Origin of the sequence: Flavobacterium taihuense (assembly GCF_019351435.1) — a bacterium.
In the GTDB taxonomy this organism is placed as follows: Bacteria; Bacteroidota; Bacteroidia; order Flavobacteriales; family Flavobacteriaceae; genus Flavobacterium; species Flavobacterium taihuense.
Window position 1 is genome coordinate 263,073 of sequence record NZ_JAHWYN010000001.1, and the last position, 19,329, is coordinate 282,401.

The 19,329-nt window shown below is 34.0% G+C and carries 17 protein-coding genes; 12 read left to right on the forward strand and 5 right to left on the reverse strand.

Features of this window, described 5'->3' with window-relative positions:
• Window position 1: 1 nt before the first annotated feature.
• The 10 genes from KZH69_RS01065 (at window position 2) to KZH69_RS01110 (ending at window position 14,126) form a co-directional block, all read left to right on the forward strand.
• Window positions 2-2,197 carry a patatin-like phospholipase family protein gene (locus KZH69_RS01065; protein WP_219315610.1) on the forward strand — a complete coding sequence of 732 codons (2,196 nt, stop codon included), beginning with the start codon at window positions 2-4 and terminating at the stop codon, window positions 2,195-2,197.
• 254 nt (window positions 2,198-2,451) lie between these two features.
• Window positions 2,452-3,609, forward strand: coding sequence for a homogentisate 1,2-dioxygenase (locus tag KZH69_RS01070; RefSeq protein WP_219315611.1), 1,158 nt, complete (start codon window positions 2,452-2,454; stop codon window positions 3,607-3,609).
• 150 nt (window positions 3,610-3,759) lie between these two features.
• Window positions 3,760-4,920: a 4-hydroxyphenylpyruvate dioxygenase gene (gene hppD, locus KZH69_RS01075; RefSeq protein WP_219315612.1), complete on the forward strand. Its 1,161-nt coding sequence runs from the start codon at window positions 3,760-3,762 to the stop codon at window positions 4,918-4,920.
• Window positions 4,921-5,201: 281 nt separating this feature from the next.
• Window positions 5,202-5,975 carry a DUF3108 domain-containing protein gene (locus tag KZH69_RS01080; RefSeq protein WP_219315613.1) on the forward strand — a complete coding sequence of 258 codons (774 nt, stop codon included), beginning with the start codon at window positions 5,202-5,204 and terminating at the stop codon, window positions 5,973-5,975.
• The gene (locus KZH69_RS01085) at window positions 5,972-6,904 is read left to right on the forward strand and encodes a tryptophan 2,3-dioxygenase family protein (RefSeq protein ID WP_219315614.1); all 933 of its coding nucleotides are present in this window, start codon (window positions 5,972-5,974) and stop codon (window positions 6,902-6,904) included. Before KZH69_RS01080 ends, KZH69_RS01085 begins: the two co-directional genes overlap by 4 nt.
• A 17-nt stretch (window positions 6,905-6,921) precedes the next feature.
• Window positions 6,922-8,139: a M23 family metallopeptidase gene (locus tag KZH69_RS01090; RefSeq protein WP_219315615.1), complete on the forward strand. Its 1,218-nt coding sequence runs from the start codon at window positions 6,922-6,924 to the stop codon at window positions 8,137-8,139.
• A gap of 139 nt (window positions 8,140-8,278) precedes the next feature.
• Complete coding sequence (pgi, locus tag KZH69_RS01095) at window positions 8,279-9,922, forward strand: glucose-6-phosphate isomerase (protein WP_219315616.1); 1,644 nt, start codon at window positions 8,279-8,281, stop codon at window positions 9,920-9,922.
• 296 nt (window positions 9,923-10,218) lie between these two features.
• The gene (locus KZH69_RS01100; RefSeq protein ID WP_219315617.1) at window positions 10,219-13,023 is read left to right on the forward strand and encodes a TonB-dependent receptor; all 2,805 of its coding nucleotides are present in this window, start codon (window positions 10,219-10,221) and stop codon (window positions 13,021-13,023) included.
• Between the two features lie 104 nt (window positions 13,024-13,127).
• The gene (locus KZH69_RS01105; protein ID WP_219315618.1) at window positions 13,128-13,550 is read left to right on the forward strand and encodes a hypothetical protein; all 423 of its coding nucleotides are present in this window, start codon (window positions 13,128-13,130) and stop codon (window positions 13,548-13,550) included.
• Window positions 13,551-13,631: 81 nt separating this feature from the next.
• A complete protein-coding gene (locus KZH69_RS01110) occupies window positions 13,632-14,126 on the forward strand; it encodes a septal ring lytic transglycosylase RlpA family protein (protein ID WP_219315619.1) in 495 nt (164 codons plus the stop codon).
• Between the two features lie 2 nt (window positions 14,127-14,128).
• On the opposite strand, the gene KZH69_RS01115 is transcribed toward KZH69_RS01110, so the two are convergent.
• Window positions 14,129-14,596: a CYTH domain-containing protein gene (locus KZH69_RS01115; RefSeq protein WP_219315620.1), complete on the reverse strand. Its 468-nt coding sequence runs from the start codon at window positions 14,594-14,596 to the stop codon at window positions 14,129-14,131.
• A gap of 196 nt (window positions 14,597-14,792) precedes the next feature.
• Here KZH69_RS01115 and dinB point away from each other — a divergent pair, with 196 nt between their 5' ends.
• Together dinB and KZH69_RS01125 are read left to right on the forward strand one after the other, a co-directional pair.
• Window positions 14,793-15,875: a DNA polymerase IV gene (gene dinB, locus KZH69_RS01120; RefSeq protein ID WP_219315621.1), complete on the forward strand. Its 1,083-nt coding sequence runs from the start codon at window positions 14,793-14,795 to the stop codon at window positions 15,873-15,875.
• 94 nt (window positions 15,876-15,969) lie between these two features.
• The gene (locus tag KZH69_RS01125) at window positions 15,970-16,485 is read left to right on the forward strand and encodes a PAS domain-containing protein (protein ID WP_219315622.1); all 516 of its coding nucleotides are present in this window, start codon (window positions 15,970-15,972) and stop codon (window positions 16,483-16,485) included.
• A 16-nt stretch (window positions 16,486-16,501) separates the two neighbouring features.
• Here KZH69_RS01125 and KZH69_RS01130 read toward each other — a convergent pair whose 3' ends face one another.
• The 4 genes from KZH69_RS01130 to KZH69_RS01140 form a co-directional block, all read right to left on the reverse strand.
• Complete coding sequence (locus KZH69_RS01130; protein WP_219315623.1) at window positions 16,502-17,449, reverse strand: transglutaminase family protein; 948 nt, start codon at window positions 17,447-17,449, stop codon at window positions 16,502-16,504.
• A gap of 6 nt (window positions 17,450-17,455) precedes the next feature.
• A complete protein-coding gene (locus KZH69_RS01135) occupies window positions 17,456-18,409 on the reverse strand; it encodes an alpha-E domain-containing protein (RefSeq protein ID WP_219315624.1) in 954 nt (317 codons plus the stop codon).
• A 278-nt stretch (window positions 18,410-18,687) separates the two neighbouring features.
• Window positions 18,688-18,816, reverse strand: a complete 129-nt coding sequence (locus KZH69_RS20425) for a hypothetical protein (protein ID WP_255557615.1) — start codon at window positions 18,814-18,816, stop codon at window positions 18,688-18,690.
• 136 nt (window positions 18,817-18,952) lie between these two features.
• Window positions 18,953-19,315, reverse strand: a complete 363-nt coding sequence (locus tag KZH69_RS01140; RefSeq protein ID WP_219315625.1) for a hypothetical protein — start codon at window positions 19,313-19,315, stop codon at window positions 18,953-18,955.
• Window positions 19,316-19,329: the final 14 nt, after the last annotated feature.

The following is a 19,329-nucleotide window of genomic DNA, read 5'->3' on the forward strand; positions in this document are numbered from 1 at the left end:
TATGTATAGAATACTAGTTTTTATTCTTTTGTTTTTTACTTGTTTGAATTCATTTTCTCAAGAAACACCTAAAAGGCCTAAAATAGGTTTAGTGTTGAGCGGAGGTGGAGCCAAAGGGTTTGCACATATTGGTGTTTTAAATGTGCTGGAAGATGCAGGGGTAAAGATTGACTATATTGGAGGAACTAGTATGGGAGCTGTTATTGGTGGTCTTTATGCTATGGGATACAATGCTAAACAGATAGATTCTATTATAGATGTTACCAATTTTAGCAATGTTCTTAACGATTTTATTCCAAGATCTTCCAAGAATTTTTATGAAAAACGAAATGACGAATTATATGCCTTGGTCCTTCCTTTTAATAAATTTAGTATAGGCACTCCTGAGGCCTTGTCCAAAGGAATGTATAATTTCAATCTATTAAGTCGATTGACGTTGCCTGTAAGGCATGTTCGTGATTTCAAAACATTACCGATTCCTTTTCTATGTGTTGGGACCAATATAGCACTAGGAGAACAAGTGGTTTTTGATAAAGGAGTTTTGGCTCAGGCATTAACAGGAAGTTCCTCTTTGCCTTCTGTGTTTTCTCCGGTGGTCATTGATAACAATCTTATCGTCGATGGAGGAGTGATCAATAATTACCCTATCGAAGAAGTTCGGAAAATGGGAGCCGATATCATAATAGGTGTAGACGTGCAGTCCGGTTTGTTGAAGAAAGATGAGTTAAGAAGTGCTTCAAAAATTTTCTTTCAAATCACAAATCTGCAGATGATTGAAAGAATGAAAGTAAATGCGAACCTAACGGAAGTGTATATCAAACCAGATGTAAAAAATTACGGTGTGGTTTCTTTTGAAAAAGCCTCGGAAATTATAAAGAAAGGTGAAGATGCGACCTTTGCAGTATATGAAAAAATTGACCTTTTGGTTGATAAAGCTAACCCTTACCACAAACCCAAATTAAAGGTAGAAACAGATAGTTTGACAATAGTTGATATCAAAGTCAATGAATTGGTAAATTATTCCAGAGATTATGTTATTGGAAAATTAAATTTCAAACCAGGCTCAAAAATAAGTTTCAAAAACTTAGAAACAGGAATTAATAATTTGAATGCAACGCAAAATTTTAGTGCGGTGAGTTATTATTTTGATAAAAATGGTGAATATGATGATTTGATTCTAACATTAACAGAAAGCCCGGTAAAAACAAATTTGAAGTTTGGATTGCACTATGACGGCCTTTATAAAAGTGCGATTTTGGCTAACGTCACCAATAAAAAGACTTTTTTTAAAAATGATTTTTTATCAGCTGATTTGGTTTTGGGTGATAATGTAAGGTATTATTTTGATTACTATATTGATAATGGATTTCAATTGAGTTATGGTTTTAAGTCTCAATTGAACCGTTTTAATAAAAACCTTCCGGTAAAAGTAATCACATACAATAAGCAAGCTTCTAATTCAATAAATGTGGATTATGTAGATTTGTCTAATCAGGTTTATATTCAATCGGTATTTGCTCAAAAATTCCTTATTGGTATGGGAGCTGAATTTGAATATCTCAATATTTCTTCTGAAACGCTGGAGTTGAATTCGACCATTACCAAAAGCGATTATGTTAGTATTTTTGCGTATATAAAATACGATAGTTATGACAATAAATACTTTCCAAAAAAAGGATGGTATTTTTCAGGGAATCCTCAATTCTATATGTTGTCATCCGAAAATTCAAGTAAGTTCGAACCATTTTCCGTTGTAAGCGGCGAGGCCGGAATTGCCAAAACAATTTTCAAAAATACCACAATCAAGTTTCAAGCTGAAGCTGGAGCTTCTATTGGGAATAAAAGCTTGCCTTATTTTGATTATATGCTAGGGGGTTATGGTTTTAACAATGCCAATAATTTCAAGTATTTTTATGGGTATGATTATTTGAGTATTTCTGGAAACAGTTATTTGGAGACCACAATCACCCTAGATTTTGAAATGTTCAAAAAAAATCATCTCAACTTCTCGGCCAATTATGCCAATTTAGAAGATGATTTATACGATTCCTTGGATTGGATTTCTTGGCCCAAATATTCGGGGTATGCACTTGGGTATGGTTTGGAAACGATTATTGGCCCAGTTGATGTTAAATATTCTTGGTCACCAGAAACTTCAAAATCGTACCTTTGGTTTACTATTGGATTTATTTTTTAATTTGTATTTTTTCTGAATTAAAATTACGACATTTGTAATTATGAAAACAAATTGGACAGGTTTATTAGAGTATCTTCAATTCTTGATCAAGAGAAATCCAGAGTGATTTTATTGGTGCAATTAACCTATTAGTATTTAGTATTGTCAAAGAATTGAATACTAAATTGTGTATATCAAAGTTTTTTGCTTTTAAAAAAAACTACACTTTTTGACGCTAAGGTTTTTACGATTGTTTATTATCTAATTTAATTGTTATGCCAATATATCACAAACTAGGAAACATTCCTGCAAAAAGACACACCCAATTCGAAAACCCAAAAGGGGGACTGTATTACGAGCAACTATTTGGCACTGAAGGTTTTCACGGGCATTCTTCATTGTCCTATCATATTCACAGACCTACTCAGGTCAAAGAGATACTAAAATCGTATTCGGTTGAACCCAAAATTGCAATTGGAAAAAACATAAAATCATTATTGTTAAAAGGCTTCGAATTAAAGCCCGAAGATGATTTCCTAGACAGTCGTAAAGCCATGTTAGTCAATAAAGATTGTACTATTGGGCTGGCAGCACCTAGAAAATCATTGACCACCTATTTCTACAAGAATGCCGATGCCGATGAGATGCTATTCATTCATAAAGGCAAAGGAAAGCTCCGTACCATGCTAGGAAATATTCCTTTCGGGTATGGTGATTATTTGATCATTCCGCGTGGTATTATTTATCAAATCGAATTTGATACTGATGAAAACCGCTTGTTTTATGTAGAATCTTATGCTCCTTTTTATACTCCAAAAAGATATAAAAATGACTCTGGACAACACTTAGAACATTCTCCCTTTTGTGAGCGTGATTTTATCCTTCCAACCGAATTAGAATCACATGATGAAAAAGGAGATTTTGTAATCAAAATGAAAAAAGAAGGAATGATGCATGAAGTGGTTTATGCCACACATCCTTTTGACGTTGTGGGTTGGGACGGTTACAACTTTCCATACGGCTTCAGCATTCACAATTTCGAACCTATTACAGGACGTGTGCATTTGCCACCTCCTATTCACCAAACTTTCGAAACTAGCACTTTTGTGGTATGTTCTTTCGTTCCAAGGTTGTACGATTACCATCCAAAAGCCATTCCTGCACCTTACAATCATAGTAATATTGACAGCGACGAAGTGTTGTATTATGTAGATGGCGATTTCATGAGTCGTAACAATATTGAGCAAGGACATATTACTTTACACCCAAAAGGAATTCCACACGGTCCCGCTCCTGGCGCTATGGAACGCAGTATCGGACACAAAGAAACCCAGGAATTGGCCGTAATGGTCGACACCTTCCGACCGCTTATGGTGACCGAAGAAGCAATGGGAATAGACGATGGACAGTATTATAAATCTTGGGTAGACTAATATTAGGAGCTATTTCCTGCTGTTCACTGTATCTTTTTCTTTTTAAAGAAAAAAGAAAAAGGATGCCGTTTCCATCAGGGCTAGGACTTTACAACAATCAACAACATTTTCGGTAATCATAAAATATCCGAATCATAAAAAATAAACACAATGGCAAAAGAAGTAAAATCAGTAGAATACGGATTAGAGAAAATATTCGAAGGAGCGCAAGACTTCCTTCCGCTTTTAGGAACCGATTATGTCGAATTCTACGTAGGTAACGCAAAACAATCGGCTCACTATTATAAAACCGCTTTTGGGTATCAATCATTGGCGTATGCTGGACTGGAAACAGGTGTAAAAGACAGAACCTCTTATGTGTTAAAACAAGACAAAATCCGAATTGTTTTGACTACCCCATTAACACAAGATTCGCCGCTACACGATCATTTAAAAAAACACGGTGACGGAGTAAAAGTTGCCGCACTTTGGGTAGAAGATGCAAGAAGCGCTTATGAAGAAACTATGAAACGTGGTGCTCGTTCCTTTATGGAGCCAACGGTTGAGCAAGATGAATTTGGAGAAGTAGTACGTTCTGGAATTTATACGTATGGAGAAACAGTCCATATTTTTGTGGAGCGAAAAAACTACAACGGTGTTTTCTTGCCAGGATACAAAGAATGGAAATCCGATTACAATCCAGAACCAACAGGTCTGAAATACATTGACCACATGGTAGGAAATGTGGGTTGGAACGAAATGAATACTTGGGTGAAATTCTATGAAGATGTGATGGGATTTGTCAATTTCCTTTCTTTTGATGACAAACAAATTAACACCGAATATTCGGCTTTGATGAGTAAAGTGATGTCAAACGGAAACGGAAGAATCAAATTTCCAATAAACGAACCAGCCGAAGGAAAGAAAAAATCACAAATCGAAGAATACTTGGATTTCTATGGTGGGCCGGGAATTCAACATATTGCTATCGCAACAGATGATATCATAAAAACAGTTTCACAATTAAAAGAAAGAGGAGTTGAGTTTTTATCGGCACCACCACATACCTATTATGAAGCTATTCCAGAACGATTGGGTGTACACATGGATATGATGAAAGAAGATTTGGCCGAAATAGAGAAACTGGCCATTATGGTCGATGCTGACGAAGATGGTTATTTGTTGCAAATTTTTACCAAACCTGTACAAGATCGCCCAACTTTATTTTTTGAAATTATTCAAAGAATGGGAGCCAAAGGATTTGGAGCAGGGAACTTTAAGGCTCTTTTCGAGTCGATAGAGCGTGAACAGCAATTGCGAGGAACGTTGTAAAATTTCATTTTTATTGCATTATCAAAAAAAATAATAGTTAAATTACCCTTAAAATTGCAAATGTTGTGTTAAACTTGATTTTTTGCTAAAAAAACGCAGATTGATACCATACCTTTGCACTCGCAAATCAGGAAGGGGTGGTTTCCTTCTTAGTTTCATATAAATTTTCATAATTTATAGTTTTTTGGTTAGTTAATAGCATAAAAACTCAGTCATTAATTTGACTGAGTTTTTTTGTTTTAATACATTTGAGGTTATTTTAGTTGTAATGTATCGAATCCATGAAAAAAAGTATAATTTTCTTGTTAGTGATATTCACTTTAGGCTTCGATACTCAAAAAGAGGAAGCTTTTTCTGAAGGTGAATATCTGAAATTTAGAGTGCATTACGGTATTATAAATGCGGGTTATGCTACAATTGAAGTTCAAGATGCTAGACTAAACAACCAGTCCGTTTACCATGTTATTGGAAAAGGATTTTCTACCGGTATGACCAAATTCTTTTTTAATGTTGAAGATGTTTACGAAAGCTACATTGATAAGGTTACCAGGAATCCGTATAAATTTGTTCGAAAAATTGACGAAGGCGGATATACTAAAAACCAAGAAGGCTTTTTCAATCAAAAAACCAATAAAATCATTGTGAAAGATTACAAGCACAAAACCGAAAAATCATTTGACTTTCCTAAAAATGCTCAAGACATTTTGTCTTCTTTTTATTATTTACGGAATTATCCCAATGTCAATAAAATTAAACCTGGGGAATCGGTTATAATTGATATGTTTTTTGATAATGAGATTACAAAATTTAAGTTAAAATTCATAGGTAGAGAAGATATTAAAACTAAATTTGGACTTGTTTCTACCATGATTTTTAGACCTTTGGTTCAGTCTGGACGGATATTCAAAGAAGAAGAAAGTTTAACAATTTGGATTTCAGACGACTACAATAAGATTCCGATTCGAATAAAAGCGACTCTTTTGGTAGGGTCACTCAAAGCCGATTTGGAAGAGTACAAAGGACTAAATAATCCGTTTAAATTAAAAGCAAAATGACAATAAATGATACCACAGCATCAATTTTGGAAGAGATTGACCAGAAATTCAAAGCTATAAATCAAAAAACGGAGACACACCTTGAAGGATTGCTTTGGTCAAAACCAATTACCTATTGGGATTATATCCAAACGGATGCATTATTGAATTTACAGATTCAAAGAACAACACTTCCAGATGAAATGGTTTTTATTATGTATCATCAAGTCAACGAATTACTTTTTAAAATGATCCTTTGGGAAATGCATCAAATCTCTTATGCCGAAAAATTAACAACAGAATTTTTTACAGAGCGGTTAATGAGAGTAAGTCGTTATTTTGATATGCTGACCACCTCTTTTGATATTATGGGAGATGGTATGGAGGTGGAGCAATATATGAAATTTAGAAATACACTAACTCCTGCAAGTGGTTTCCAAAGTGCACAATACAGAATGATAGAAATCGCCTCGACTGATTTGATTAACCTTATTGATTACCGTTTTCGTGCCACAATTGACAGGAACACGCCGTATGAGCATGCGTTGGATCACATGTATTGGCAAGCTGCAGGAAAAGACCATCAAACAGGCGAGAAATCCTATTTGTTGTTGGAATTTGAGCGCAAATACAAAGCCGCATTTATCACTCAAATGAAAGAATACAATACTATTAATCTTTGGCAAAAATTCAAGCAGCTGCCAGATGTGGATAAAGAAAATCCTGAATTAGTGAAAGCCATGCGTCATTATGATCACACGGTAAATATTACTTGGGTGATGGGGCACCTTAATGCGGCCAGAAAATATATTGATAACGGAAAAGGGGATGGTGAGGCCACTGGAGGAAGTGATTGGAAAAAATACATGCACCCAAAATATCAAAGAAGGATTTTCTTTCCAGAATTGTGGAATGAAGAGGAACTGACTAATTGGGGAGTAGAAAAATAAAAATAAAAAGAGATAATTTGAAGAACGTAATTGTAATTTTAATGGTGCTGGTTTCCTTAATCTCCTGCAATAGGAGTGAGGATATCATAGAAGATCAAGTGGTTCCAAAGTCCAAAAAGAGTGATTTCGGATTTAAATTTTCTGATTTTAATATTGTTCAAGATTCTGTAAAGTCAGGAGATACTTTTGGAAGTATTTTGCAAAATCAAAATATTGGAGACAAGCAAGTATATGATATTGTTGCGCAGGTAAAAGATACTTTCGATGTGCGTACCATTAGATTAAACAAACATTACACGCTACTTCGTTCTAAGAATAAAACCAATTCATTGAATGTTTTTATATATCAACCTGATGCATTGCATTATTATGTAGTTGATTTGCGTGATTCGATAGCAAAAGCCTATAAAAAAACAAAGCCTTTAACATTAAAACGACGAACTATTGGCGGAGTCTTAAAAGGATCTTTATCTGAAACACTTGAGGCCGCAAATGTAGAAGGCGGCTTAGCAACGAGAATTTCAAAGATTTTTGCTTGGTCTATCGATTTTTTTAAAGTCAAAAAAGGGGATCGTTTTGGATTGACTTTTACCGAAAGATACATCAACGATTCTATATATGATGGTGTAGACAGTCTTGAAGCAGCTTTTTTTGAATACAAAGGGAAAATTATTTATGCTTTTCCATTTGAACAAAATCCAGGTTCAGGTAAAATGGATTATTATGATGAGGATGGGAAAACACTGAAGAATTTTTTCCTTAAAACACCAATAAAGTTTAGCCGTATTACCTCTCATTTTACTTCAAATCGTTTTCATCCCGTGCAACAAATATGGAAAGCGCACAAAGGAACCGATTATGCAGCGCCATATGGAACGCCAATTTCTACAACAGCTGCTGGGATCGTGGAGCAAACGGGTTATACTGCTGGGAATGGTAACTTTGTAAAAGTGAAGCACAACAAGGTGTATTCTACTCAATATTTGCACATGTCTCGAATACTCGTAAGGCGTGGGCAACATGTTAATCAAGGACAAACTATTGGATTGGTTGGGAGTACAGGATTGGCAACTGGACCACATGTATGCTATCGTTTTTGGAAAAATGGAGTTCAAGTCGATGCATTACGTTTGAAATTACCAAATGGAGAACCGATGAATCCAAAAAACAAAGAACGTTTCTTAAAGAAAATCGAGCCATTGAAATTTGAATTGGATAGTGTTTCCAATTTATAGAAAACACAATTTTTAATCTTATTTAAACCAAGTTAATTTATTCTTTTAATTTGAATTTAATTGTTATATAATGTGCTGATTTTAGTCCAATCAAACTTATTTCAGTAAATTTGCACAATTATAAAAAACTAGAATTAAAATGGCTTTAAATACAATAAACCCAACTGAAACTTCTGCTTGGAAAAAACTACAGGCACACTATAATGAAATACAAAAGGCTTCAATGACAGAAATGTTCAAGGCCGATACTTCAAGAACCGAAAAATTCCATTTGAAATGGAATGATTTTTTGGTTGATTATTCCAAAAACAGAATTAATCAAGATACAATTGATTTGTTACTTGAGTTAGCAAACGAAACTGGTTTGAAAAATGCTATTTCCGATTATTTTGGAGGGGGCATTATTAATCAAACAGAAAATAGAGCTGTTTTGCATACTGCTTTGCGTGCCAAAGAATCTGCCGTGATTAACGTGGACGGAATCAATGTTATGCCTGAAGTGTATGCGGTAAAAAATAAAGTAAAATCATTCACAAACGAAATCACTTCTGGCAAAAGAACGGGATATACAGGAAAACCATTTACAGATATTGTTAATATAGGTATAGGTGGTTCTGATTTAGGACCTGTTATGGCGGTTGAAGCTTTACAATATTATAAAAATCATTTAAACGTACATTTTGCTTCCAATGTTGATGGCGATCATGTACAGGAAATAGTTAAAAAGCTAAATCCTGAGACTACCTTATTTGTAATTGTTTCTAAAACATTTACTACTCAAGAAACTTTAACGAATTCTGAAACCATTAAAACTTGGTTTTTAAAATCGGCGAGCCAAGAAGATGTAGCCAAACATTTTGTTGCAGTTTCAACCAATATTCAAAAAGTAACTGAGTTTGGAATCAATCCTGACAATGTATTTCCAATGTGGGACTGGGTTGGAGGGCGTTTTTCGTTATGGAGCGCTGTGGGACTTTCGATAAGCTTAGCGGTTGGTTTCGATAATTTCAATGATTTGTTAAGTGGTGCCAATGAAATGGACGAACACTTCAAAACAACTGACTTTGACAAAAACATTCCTGTAACACTAGCCTTATTGAGTGTTTGGTACAATAATTTCTTTGGTGCCGAAAGCGAAGCGTTAATTCCTTATACACAATATTTGCAAAAACTAGCTCCTTATTTGCAACAAGGAACAATGGAAAGTAATGGTAAAAGTGTGGGACGTGATGGGAAACCGGTAAATTATGAAACGGGAACTATTATTTGGGGAGAACCAGGTACGAATGCGCAACACGCTTTTTTTCAGTTAATTCACCAAGGAACAAAATTGATACCTTCTGATTTTATTGGATTTGTAAAACCATTATACGGAGACGAAGATCACCACGATAAATTGATGTCAAACTTTTTTGCCCAAACAGAAGCTTTGATGAATGGAAAGTCAGGAGAACAAGTACAAGCTGAGTTTGATAAACAAGGACTAAGTGCAGAGAAAGCAAGTGTTCTTTTACCGTTTAAAGTATTTGCTGGAAACAAACCAACTAATACTATTTTGATTCAAAAATTGACACCAAAATCTTTAGGTTCATTGATTGCAATGTATGAGCATAAAATTTTTGTGCAAGGAATAATATGGAATATCTTTAGTTTTGATCAATGGGGAGTTGAACTTGGAAAACAATTGGCCAATTCTATATTAGAGGAGATTCATAGTAAACAAGTTAAGAATCATGACAGTTCTACAGGATTTTTATTGAATCATTTTTTAGAAAGCAAGTAGATTGCGTCTGTGATAATAAAAGGCTCTGATTTTTTATAATCAGAGCCTTTTTTGTTGGATAATAATTAAAATTTGTATGTTCTGATGAAAAAACAAATAGCCATATACATGAAAACAGGTATTAAATTCTTATTTTTTTAAATTAAAAAAAGGTAAATTGTTAAAACATTAACAATAAAATTTCAATATGCTTTTTTTGTGTTTAGAAGTTATTAAAACTGCAATTTATTAAAGCTTTCTTAACATTAATTCGTTCAAATGTTATAATTTTGCCAAAAATATTTAAACTAACAAGAATGAAGACAATGAAAAATTGGTTACTCTCTGGATTGCTATTTTTAGTGGTTACAACCGTATTTTCACAAGGAAAAATTACTGGAACTATTACAGATGGTCAAAATCCTTTACCTGGAGCAAATGTTGCTATTAAAGGTACATCAGCAAGTGCTTCAACAGGTTTTGATGGTAAATTTACTATCAGTTCTACTGTAAATGCCGGACAATTAATTATTTCTTACATTGGTTTCGAAAACCAAACAGTTAGTTTCACAACTTCAAACAATGGAACTACAGATTTAGGGACCATTGTTTTGGTGGCTGATTCTAATCAGTTGAGTGAAATAGTTGTTAAATCAACTGTTGTAGACGTTGCAAAAGACAGAAAAACTCCTGTTGCCGTTTCTACAATTAAAGCAACAGAAATTCAACAAAAATTGGGAACTCAAGAATTTCCTGAAGTTTTAAAGAACACACCTTCAGTTTATGCTGTAAAAGGTGGTGGTGGATTTGGAGATTCAAGAATAAGTATTCGTGGATTTAGCCAAAATAACATTGCGGTTATGATTAATGGTGTACCTGTTAATGATATGGAAAACAGTTCTGTATATTGGAGTAACTGGGCTGGATTATCTGATGTAACTTCTGCGATGCAAGTACAAAGAGGTTTAGGATCTTCAAAATTAGCTATTGCATCTGTTGGAGGAACAATAAATATATTGACTAAAACTTCTGATCAAAAAGAAGGAGGTTCTATTGGATCTTCTTTTGGAAATGCAAACTATCTAAAAACACAAGCTTCTTATTCTACAGGTAAATTGGAGAATGGACTTTCAGCTTCTGTTTTATATAGTCACACAATGGGAGATGGGTATGTAGATGGAACTGATTTTGTAGGAGACAACTATTTTGTAGCTTTGGGTTATACTACAAAAGACAACAAACACGATTTTCAATTTACTTTTACAGGAGCGCCACAATGGCACAACCAAAGAAATTCAAGTATTACTATCGCTCAATATCAAAAATATGGAGTTGATGGAGAACCAAATATAAGATACAATTCTGATTGGGGATATTTGAATGGAGAAAAGTTTGCAATGACAAGAAACTATTTTCACAAACCAGTTGGTTCTTTTAACTGGGATTACAAAATCAACGAAACTTCAAAATTGTCAACTGTTCTTTACGGTTCTTGGGGTCGTGGAGGTGGAGCTAGAGGTGCAGGTGGTGTAAGAGGATTTACTTATACAAATGATGCTTTTAGAACTGCTGATGGGTTAGTGGATTTTGGTAAAATTCAAGCCTACAACTCTGGTCAAACAGTTATGATTAATGGTGTGGCTAGAACAAGAACGGAAATTAACGGTAATTTTCAAAACAGTTCAGATACAGGTAGAAAAGGTAAAGGAAATGCAACTGATCCATATGTTTATAATAGTACTTCGGGTATTTCTCAAATTTCATCTATCAACTCTCATGACTGGTATGGTGGTGTAATCAATTTCAATAAAAAATTCACAGAGAACATAACTTGGGATTTAGGGATTGACGCAAGAACTTATGTAGGTATTCACTATCAAAATTTAAATAATTTGCTAGGAGCTGATGAGTATTATGATAATACTGATAAGAATAATCCAAAAAGAATCTTGACAAACACCTACACTGTGAGTCCTTCTGGGAACCCTTTCTCAAATGCTACAGCTGGAGATAAAATCAATTTTTACAATGATGGAAATGTTAACTGGTATGGAGCTTTTACTCAATTAGAGTATTCTAAAGATAATTTGACTGCATTTATTCAAGGAGCCATTTCTCAACAAGGTTTCGAAAGAGTAGATTATTTTAAATATTTAAGTTCAGATCCAATTTCTAATTCTGGTTACGAGAATATTCTTGGCGGTAACGTAAAAGGAGGAGTTAACTATAATATCAATGAGCAGCATAATGTTTTCGTTAATGCTGGATATTATTCGAAACAACCATTTTTTAATGCGGTATATCCTGGAAATGCTAATATTGTAAATCCATATTTGACAAATGAAAAAATCATGAGTGTTGAAGGTGGTTACGGTTTCCGTTCTGGAATTTTCTCTGCCAATGTAAATGTTTATTATACTACTTGGGATGATAGAAATTTAAGAATAAATGATTCTAATACAGATACGAATAATGGTGGGTATTATGATTACACAGGACTTAGTGAAACACACATGGGAGCTGAATTTGAAGGAAACGCTAGAATTACTGATAAATTCAAAGTTAATGGAATGTTCTCTTATGGAAACTGGGAATATAGTGGTAATGCTAATTCAACATTATACAATTCGGCTAACGTAGAATTGAGTAAGTCACTTTTATATATGGATAAAGTTAAAGTAGGTGATGCTGCTCAAATGACAGCTTCTTTGGGAGCTTCTTATGAAGTTTTGGAAAGGGTTACTGTGGATGCTAATTATAATTATAACAACCATTTATATGCAGCAATTTCGCCTGAAAAATTCACGGCAGCTGACAATAAAGGATCTTTGGAATTGCCATCTTACGGATTGGTTGACGCTGGATTCACTTACAAAATGCTTGTAGGGGCAAAAAAAGATAAATCAGTAAATTTCAGATTGAATGTAAACAACGTATTTGATGAGATTTATATTGCTGAATCTAAATCTAACTTCTTTGCTGATGATAATATAGATTCAAAAAACCCATCAAAAGGGACATACGCTTCAAACAATATGCTTTATAATGGTGTTGCTAATGTCAATCAAGTTTTCTTCGGATTTGGAAGAACTTGGAACTTTAGTTTACGTTACGATTTCTAAAAAAAGAATCAAAATACAGTTCAGAAACCCCCAATCGCTTTTTAGTGTATTGGGGTTTTTTTATGACTTTTTTGCTTATATTTGTTCAAATTAAAATTTTATTTATGTACACGATTTTACAAAAATTTCACTCAGGTTGGGCTTATATTGCATTGTTAGTTCTTATTGTCGCCGTTATTAATGCCATCATAGGAATGTCTTCTAAAAAAGAATTTACTCCAAAAGACAGAAAAATTGCTTTGTTTGGATTAATTGGAATACACACTCAATTATTGATTGGTTTAATATTATATTTTGTCTCTCCACTAGGATTGGCATCTTTTGGACAAATGTCTGATAAAGCTTTACGTTTGACTTCATTGGAACATCCTTTAATCAATTTAATTGCTATTGCTTTAATTACGATTGGTTGGTCAAAACATAAAAAATTAGCAACAAGTGAATCAAAATTTAAAACCTTTTCTATATTTTACGGTTTAGGATTGGTCCTTATTTTAAGCAGAATTCCTTGGTCCTTGTGGTTCTAAACCCATTTTAAAAGTCCTGAAAAGGACTTTTTTTTACCCATAATTTTTTTGCGATTCAAAGTTTCACCTAATAAACTATAAATGAAAAAAATAATCATACTTTTATTTTTACTAGCCAATGTTGGTTTGGTAAGTAGTCAAAGTTCCATTATAAACAGCAAAAAATTTTCCATAAATAAAGACACTGTAAAAAAAACAAATAAGGTTGTCGAAAAAGTAGTTGAACCAGTTGTAGTCGCCCCAGATACTGTAATTGTTGAAACTGGAAAGTTTGTGTTTTTCAAAAAAAATGCCCATGCCTCATATTACCATGATAAATTTAATGGAAAAAAAACAGCAAGCGGAAAACGATTTGACAACAAAAAGTTAACCGCCGCGCATAGAAAATTCCCTTTCGGTACCAAGCTCAGAATTACAAACGAAGCCAATGGTAAATCGGTAGTTGTCGAAGTAATAGATCGAGGTCCTTTTGCAAGAGGAAGAGAAATTGATTTAAGTAAAAAAGCCTTTATGGATATTACATCCAACAAAAGTAGTGGCGCAGTGATTGTAAAAATAGAGGAATTACGAAAATAAGATTACCAATTTTTATAGGGATTCTTACTCAAATAAGCATTGTAATATCTTTGGTCATTCGTTACTTCAGCTCCTAACCAAATTGGTTTTTCGAAGGATTCTGTTTCGGACTGCAATTCTATTTCAGCCATTATTAAACCTTCATTTTCCCCATAAAACTCATCTATTTCTACTATATGATTACCCGTTTTGACTTCAAATCGGGTTTTGTCAATTACACCAGTTTCACACAAAAGCAATAATTTTTCAGCTTCGGCTACAGGAATTTCTTTTTCCCATTCAAAACGGGACATGCCTGATTCGTTGGAGACTCCTTTGATGGTCAAATAACCTTTATTTCCTTTTATGCGTACTCTTACAGTTCTTTCGGGAACGGAACTCAAATAGCCTTGTTTTATTCTGTTTTGGGTAAAAGATTCTTGTTTGAATGCATCTGAAGTAACCAAAAATTTTCTTTCTATTTCTAGCATTTGTATGTTTTTTTAGGAGCTTAATCCAGCTGTCCACTATATTCCCGATTAACAAAAACTACGGCAAAAAGGCCTTGTTTTTTTAAATCGGGAGATGTCGTTTCCATCTGGGCTAATGCATGCATCAAAGATATTCATTTATTTTTTTAACAGTTCCTTCGTTCCATTTTTTTCAAAACGTTTCTAAATTTGTAACATGCTCGAACCGCTTCCACATAGAAAAATTATACACATCGACATGGATGCTTTCTATGCCTCAGTAGAGCAAATGGATAATCCAGAGTTGCGTGGAAAACCCATTGCGGTTGGTGGTGCCGAAAACCGTGGAGTTGTTTCGGCTGCCAGTTATGAGGCCAGAAAATTTGGCGTTCGTTCTGCCATAAGTGGCGTTTTGGCCAAAAAAAATTGTCCGGAATTAATTTTTGTGAGCCCCCGTTTTGATCGCTACAAAGAAATCTCCAAAAAGATCCATAAAATATTTCGTGATTATACCGATTTGGTGGAACCACTTTCGCTAGATGAAGCGTATTTGGACGTTACAAAAAATAAAAAAGGCAATCCCAGCGCCAGTTTATTGGCACAAGAAATCAGAACACGAATATTTAATGAAGTTGGATTAACGGCTTCGGCTGGAATTTCGGTTAATAAATTTGTAGCTAAAATTGCCAGCGATTACAACAAGCCCAACGGTCAAAAAACGGTCAATCCAGATGAAGTTATTCCTTTTTTGGAACAATTACCCATTCAAAAATTCTACGGAGTAGGAAAGGTTACAGCCGAAAAAATGTTTCAACTTGGAATTTTTACTGGTTTGGATCTTAAAACCAAACCAGTCGAATTTCTAGAAAAACATTTTGGCAAGTCAGGTGGTTTCTATTATAATGTAGTTCGTGGCATTCACAACAGTGAAGTAAAATCGAATCGAATTACAAAGTCGGTTGCGGCAGAACATACTTTTGATATCAACTTATCTTCTGAAATTTTCATGATTGAAAAGCTCGAAAAAATAGCTATGGAATTGGAGCGTCGGTTAAAAAAGCATCAGATTTCGGGTAAAACAATAACGCTCAAGATCAAATACAGTGATTTTACGCAACAATCGCGAAGCAAAACAATGCCTTATTTTATATCTGGCAAAGCATTGATTTTCGAAACAGTTAAGGAATTATTATATCAAGAAAAGATGAAAGATTCGGTTCGTCTTCTTGGAATCTCCTTAAGCAATTTAAATACTGAAATAAAAAAAACAATAGTGGTACAGCTCAAATTTGATTTTTGATTTCATAAATATTTGGTTCAACAATAGTTAAACTCTTATGAATAGTGCTGTGTTCTTTGGATTGTTTTTATATTTGAATATTAAAACTTAAATTATGGCAACTTTAATTGATGGTAATAACGCCAAGGCAAAATATTTTTCTTCTTCGAAATGGAATGCAATTCCGATAATTTCTTGGGGTTTTAGTAACTCTTTTCAAAAACAAATAAAGAACATAGTTTTAGATACCCATAAAATATTGAATTTGTCCCATGAACAAAAATGGGAAAGTACAAATTGGGATTTTAAGAATAAGTTGAAAGAAAAGGTTATTCTCATTACAGATGCCAAACAGCAAATTGTTTTTGCATCCCATAATATGCAACAAATGAATGGTTATGCCGAAAAAGAAGTTCTAGGACAAAGTCCAAAAATGTTCCAAGGAAAAGAAACCATTTTAGAAACGTCAATCGAAATTAGAGAAGCTATTTCATTGCAAAAACCATTCGTGAAGCAGGTTTTGAATTATAAAAAGAATGGAGAGCTCTATTATTGCAATATTGAAGGTTTTCCAATTTTTAATAAAAAAGGGAAATTAGTAAATTTCATAGCATTTGAACAAGCGGCTTAATATTTATTTTGGATTATCATTGCTGCTGCTGATGTTGTTGCTCAATATAACTTATTTGTTCGTTTATTTCCTGAGGCATTTCTTCCAGAAGGACATCATTTATTTCTTCATAATGCCTGCCGTCTTCATAACCTATAGAAACACAAACGGATAATGTTTGTCTTGCCAGTCCTTTGAACGTTCCTTTAATTGGAGTACAGTCATAAAAATTTCTGCCTACAGCCAGTTTTACGTGATTGCCCATTGTCCAAATATTGTTGGTTGGATCGAGACCCAACCATCCTTGAGTAGGCGTGTATATTTCGATCCAGGCATGTGTTGCTCCTTCACCTCGTAATCCGCTTTCGTAAGGGCAAATGTATCCACTTACATATCTCGCAGGGATACCCAGAGTACGGACCAACTGCAATAATACATGAGCAAAGTCTTGGCAAACACCTTTTTTAATTTCTAAAATTTCATCTATTGTCGTTTCTACATTCGTAATTCCTTTAGTGTATGTAAAGTTGTTGAATATGTAATGATTGCATAATTGCGCAATTTCTATTATAGGTTTGTTGGCTACATTTATTACTGCTAAAATAGCTTCAATCTCCTGTTGTTTTTGAATGACTTCAGGATAACTCAGTCTTAATAAGGTTATGTTTTTACTTTTTTCGTTCTCTAAGTCTTTGACTGTGATGTTGTCAATTGCTGGTATTTTTAGCGAATGATTTACGACAACCGTCATGCGGGATTCGATTACCATTTCTTCATGCGAGTTGAGATTATTGAAATTGGCAACACGATTACCATAATAGTCCTGATAATATTCTACGCCTGGATCATGGGTAATTAAGAGTTGGTAGTCGATGACTTCTTGATTGCAAAAATTATGAGGAAATAGTCGCACCTCGTTTATACTTTCTTTTATGGGCCAGTTGTATTGGTATTTTGTAATGTGAACTATTTTGAATATTGCCATAGGTTATTAGGTGTAGGAAAAGAATAATTTTGAAAAATCAACCGAAAATTGTGTCAGCTGTGTTTTTGTAGTTTCCAAAACTTCTTCTAGTTGTTTGTTAGTAAGGTGGTGATAGTCAGTAAAGTCTACATAGCTTTTTAATCTTCCAAATTGATTGTACAGTTTTCTGGCGTCGCTTATTTCACTGTCTTTAACCAGGCAATCCAAATATTTATTGATTAATTCTAGTGTATAGATCACAGAATGGGCAAAATCTTGATTGAAAATTACGTGCTGCACCACTTTTCGGTTGTGCTTGATGTTGCTATAACTCTTAAGGTACAGTTCGTAACCCGATAAAGAGAGTAATAATCTTCTCCAGTACATTACGTCTTCATTTCCGTCCAAATTGTAGTTGATAGGAGCATAATAAGCTTGAGTCATCGATATGGTTTGTAAGCATCTTTCTATCAGTTTACCAATATTCGAGAAGCTCCAGCCCAGTCCCCTTGGCATTGTTACATGCATTATACCATTGTAAAGTAATAGATCTTTATTGAGTTTGTTTACAATTTGCAATGCGTCCGAAGTTTCTAGTTTTTTAGGAAGATCTGGAGAATTCATGAAATGATACAATGAATTGATATGTTCCCAAAGTTCTTTGGTTATTTTATCTTGGGAACCTCTGGCGTTTTCGCGCGCTTTTACCACCAAATTTTTGACTGAATTGTGATTCAAACTATCGCAAATAATATATTTCAGTACAAAGTTAGTATCATATTGTACCTCGTTTATTTGATCGTAGGTCAAGTCGGTATAATATTTCAGTAAAGGTTTGTAACCTTGACAATCGTCTGTTTCTTTGTCAAATGACAGAATGTAACTGGTGTTAAGAGTTAGCAACATGCCATCTGTTCTTTCCATATATCTGTTGAGCCAGAACATTCCGTCTGCAACTCTACTTAGCATATTTGCTTTCATCTGATTCGATTTATAAATTGTAAAAAAAGCTTTTCAGTAGTAATCGAATAATTGTAGTTTTTTCAACCTTAATTATTTATTGCGTTAGTTCGCAAAAGTTTGTGTAGGCGTGCCCCTGTTGAGCAAAGGGGCTTATTTGTAATGCCGTTTATATGGCCACTTTGCTCAACAGCGTCGGGCTATCGCGTGCGTATGGCGCCTTGCTTTATCCCTCACGCGATCCCATAACTTGACAAGTTCACTCCAGCTGAAAATTAGTACCTAAATAGTGCTCTGTTTTAGCACTTGTAAATAATAGGTTCTACTATAGTTTCTATGATAGACTCTACGATAGGTGCCTGAGATTCTGTTTGTCTGTTGAGTAAAAACATTCCGTTTGTAACTTCACTTGGCATTTTTGTCTTCATCTGAATAGGTTTTAAAGGTGATATAAATTTTTAGAAATCGGATAATTGTGTTTTCTTCGTTAGCATTTGTGGATAATAGGTTCTACAATGATTTCTATTATAGATTCTATGATAGGAACTTGAGATTCAACTCGACTTAGCATGTTTGTTTCCATTTTGATTGATTTAAAAAGTTAGATAAATAGATTTTGATTTTATTTAAAAATTGGATAATAAAATTGTCTTCTGTTTTACTGTTTGGTTTCTCCGAAATAGGTTCATATACAGTTTTAATGGGTTTTGTATTTTCTTTTTTTGGGAGAATTTCAATAAGTGAATCTTCTAAATTTGGTATTTCAGGTTCTGCTGATATTGTTATTTTTTGAATTACAGGTTCGTTTGAAATTTCTGCAGTAGGTTCATTTGGTGTCGCTTCGTTCAAATGGTCTAAAACCATTTCTGGTAAAAAGGCAAACATTGGTTTGTCGTTTTTTTCTGTGTTTAGGTTTTTTGTTTTCATTTTGATTCATTTTA

Coding starts and splice junctions, on each gene's coding strand:
- KZH69_RS01080 (WP_219315613.1), top strand. CDS start 5,202: ATGAAAAAAAGTATAATTTTCTTGTTAGTGATATTCACTTTAGGCTTC.
- KZH69_RS01110 (WP_219315619.1), top strand. CDS start 13,632: ATGAAAAAAATAATCATACTTTTATTTTTACTAGCCAATGTTGGTTTG.
- KZH69_RS01130 (WP_219315623.1), bottom strand. CDS start 17,449: ATGGCAATATTCAAAATAGTTCACATTACAAAATACCAATACAACTGG.
- KZH69_RS01135 (WP_219315624.1), bottom strand. CDS start 18,409: ATGAAAGCAAATATGCTAAGTAGAGTTGCAGACGGAATGTTCTGGCTC.
- dinB (WP_219315621.1), top strand. CDS start 14,793: ATGCTCGAACCGCTTCCACATAGAAAAATTATACACATCGACATGGAT.
- KZH69_RS20425 (WP_255557615.1), bottom strand. CDS start 18,816: ATGAAGACAAAAATGCCAAGTGAAGTTACAAACGGAATGTTTTTACTC.
- hppD (WP_219315612.1), top strand. CDS start 3,760: ATGGCAAAAGAAGTAAAATCAGTAGAATACGGATTAGAGAAAATATTC.
- KZH69_RS01125 (WP_219315622.1), top strand. CDS start 15,970: ATGGCAACTTTAATTGATGGTAATAACGCCAAGGCAAAATATTTTTCT.
- KZH69_RS01115 (WP_219315620.1), bottom strand. CDS start 14,596: ATGCTAGAAATAGAAAGAAAATTTTTGGTTACTTCAGATGCATTCAAA.
- pgi (WP_219315616.1), top strand. CDS start 8,279: ATGGCTTTAAATACAATAAACCCAACTGAAACTTCTGCTTGGAAAAAA.
- KZH69_RS01065 (WP_219315610.1), top strand. CDS start 2: ATGTATAGAATACTAGTTTTTATTCTTTTGTTTTTTACTTGTTTGAAT.
- KZH69_RS01140 (WP_219315625.1), bottom strand. CDS start 19,315: ATGAAAACAAAAAACCTAAACACAGAAAAAAACGACAAACCAATGTTT.
- KZH69_RS01100 (WP_219315617.1), top strand. CDS start 10,219: ATGAAGACAATGAAAAATTGGTTACTCTCTGGATTGCTATTTTTAGTG.
- KZH69_RS01070 (WP_219315611.1), top strand. CDS start 2,452: ATGCCAATATATCACAAACTAGGAAACATTCCTGCAAAAAGACACACC.
- KZH69_RS01105 (WP_219315618.1), top strand. CDS start 13,128: ATGTACACGATTTTACAAAAATTTCACTCAGGTTGGGCTTATATTGCA.
- KZH69_RS01085 (WP_219315614.1), top strand. CDS start 5,972: ATGACAATAAATGATACCACAGCATCAATTTTGGAAGAGATTGACCAG.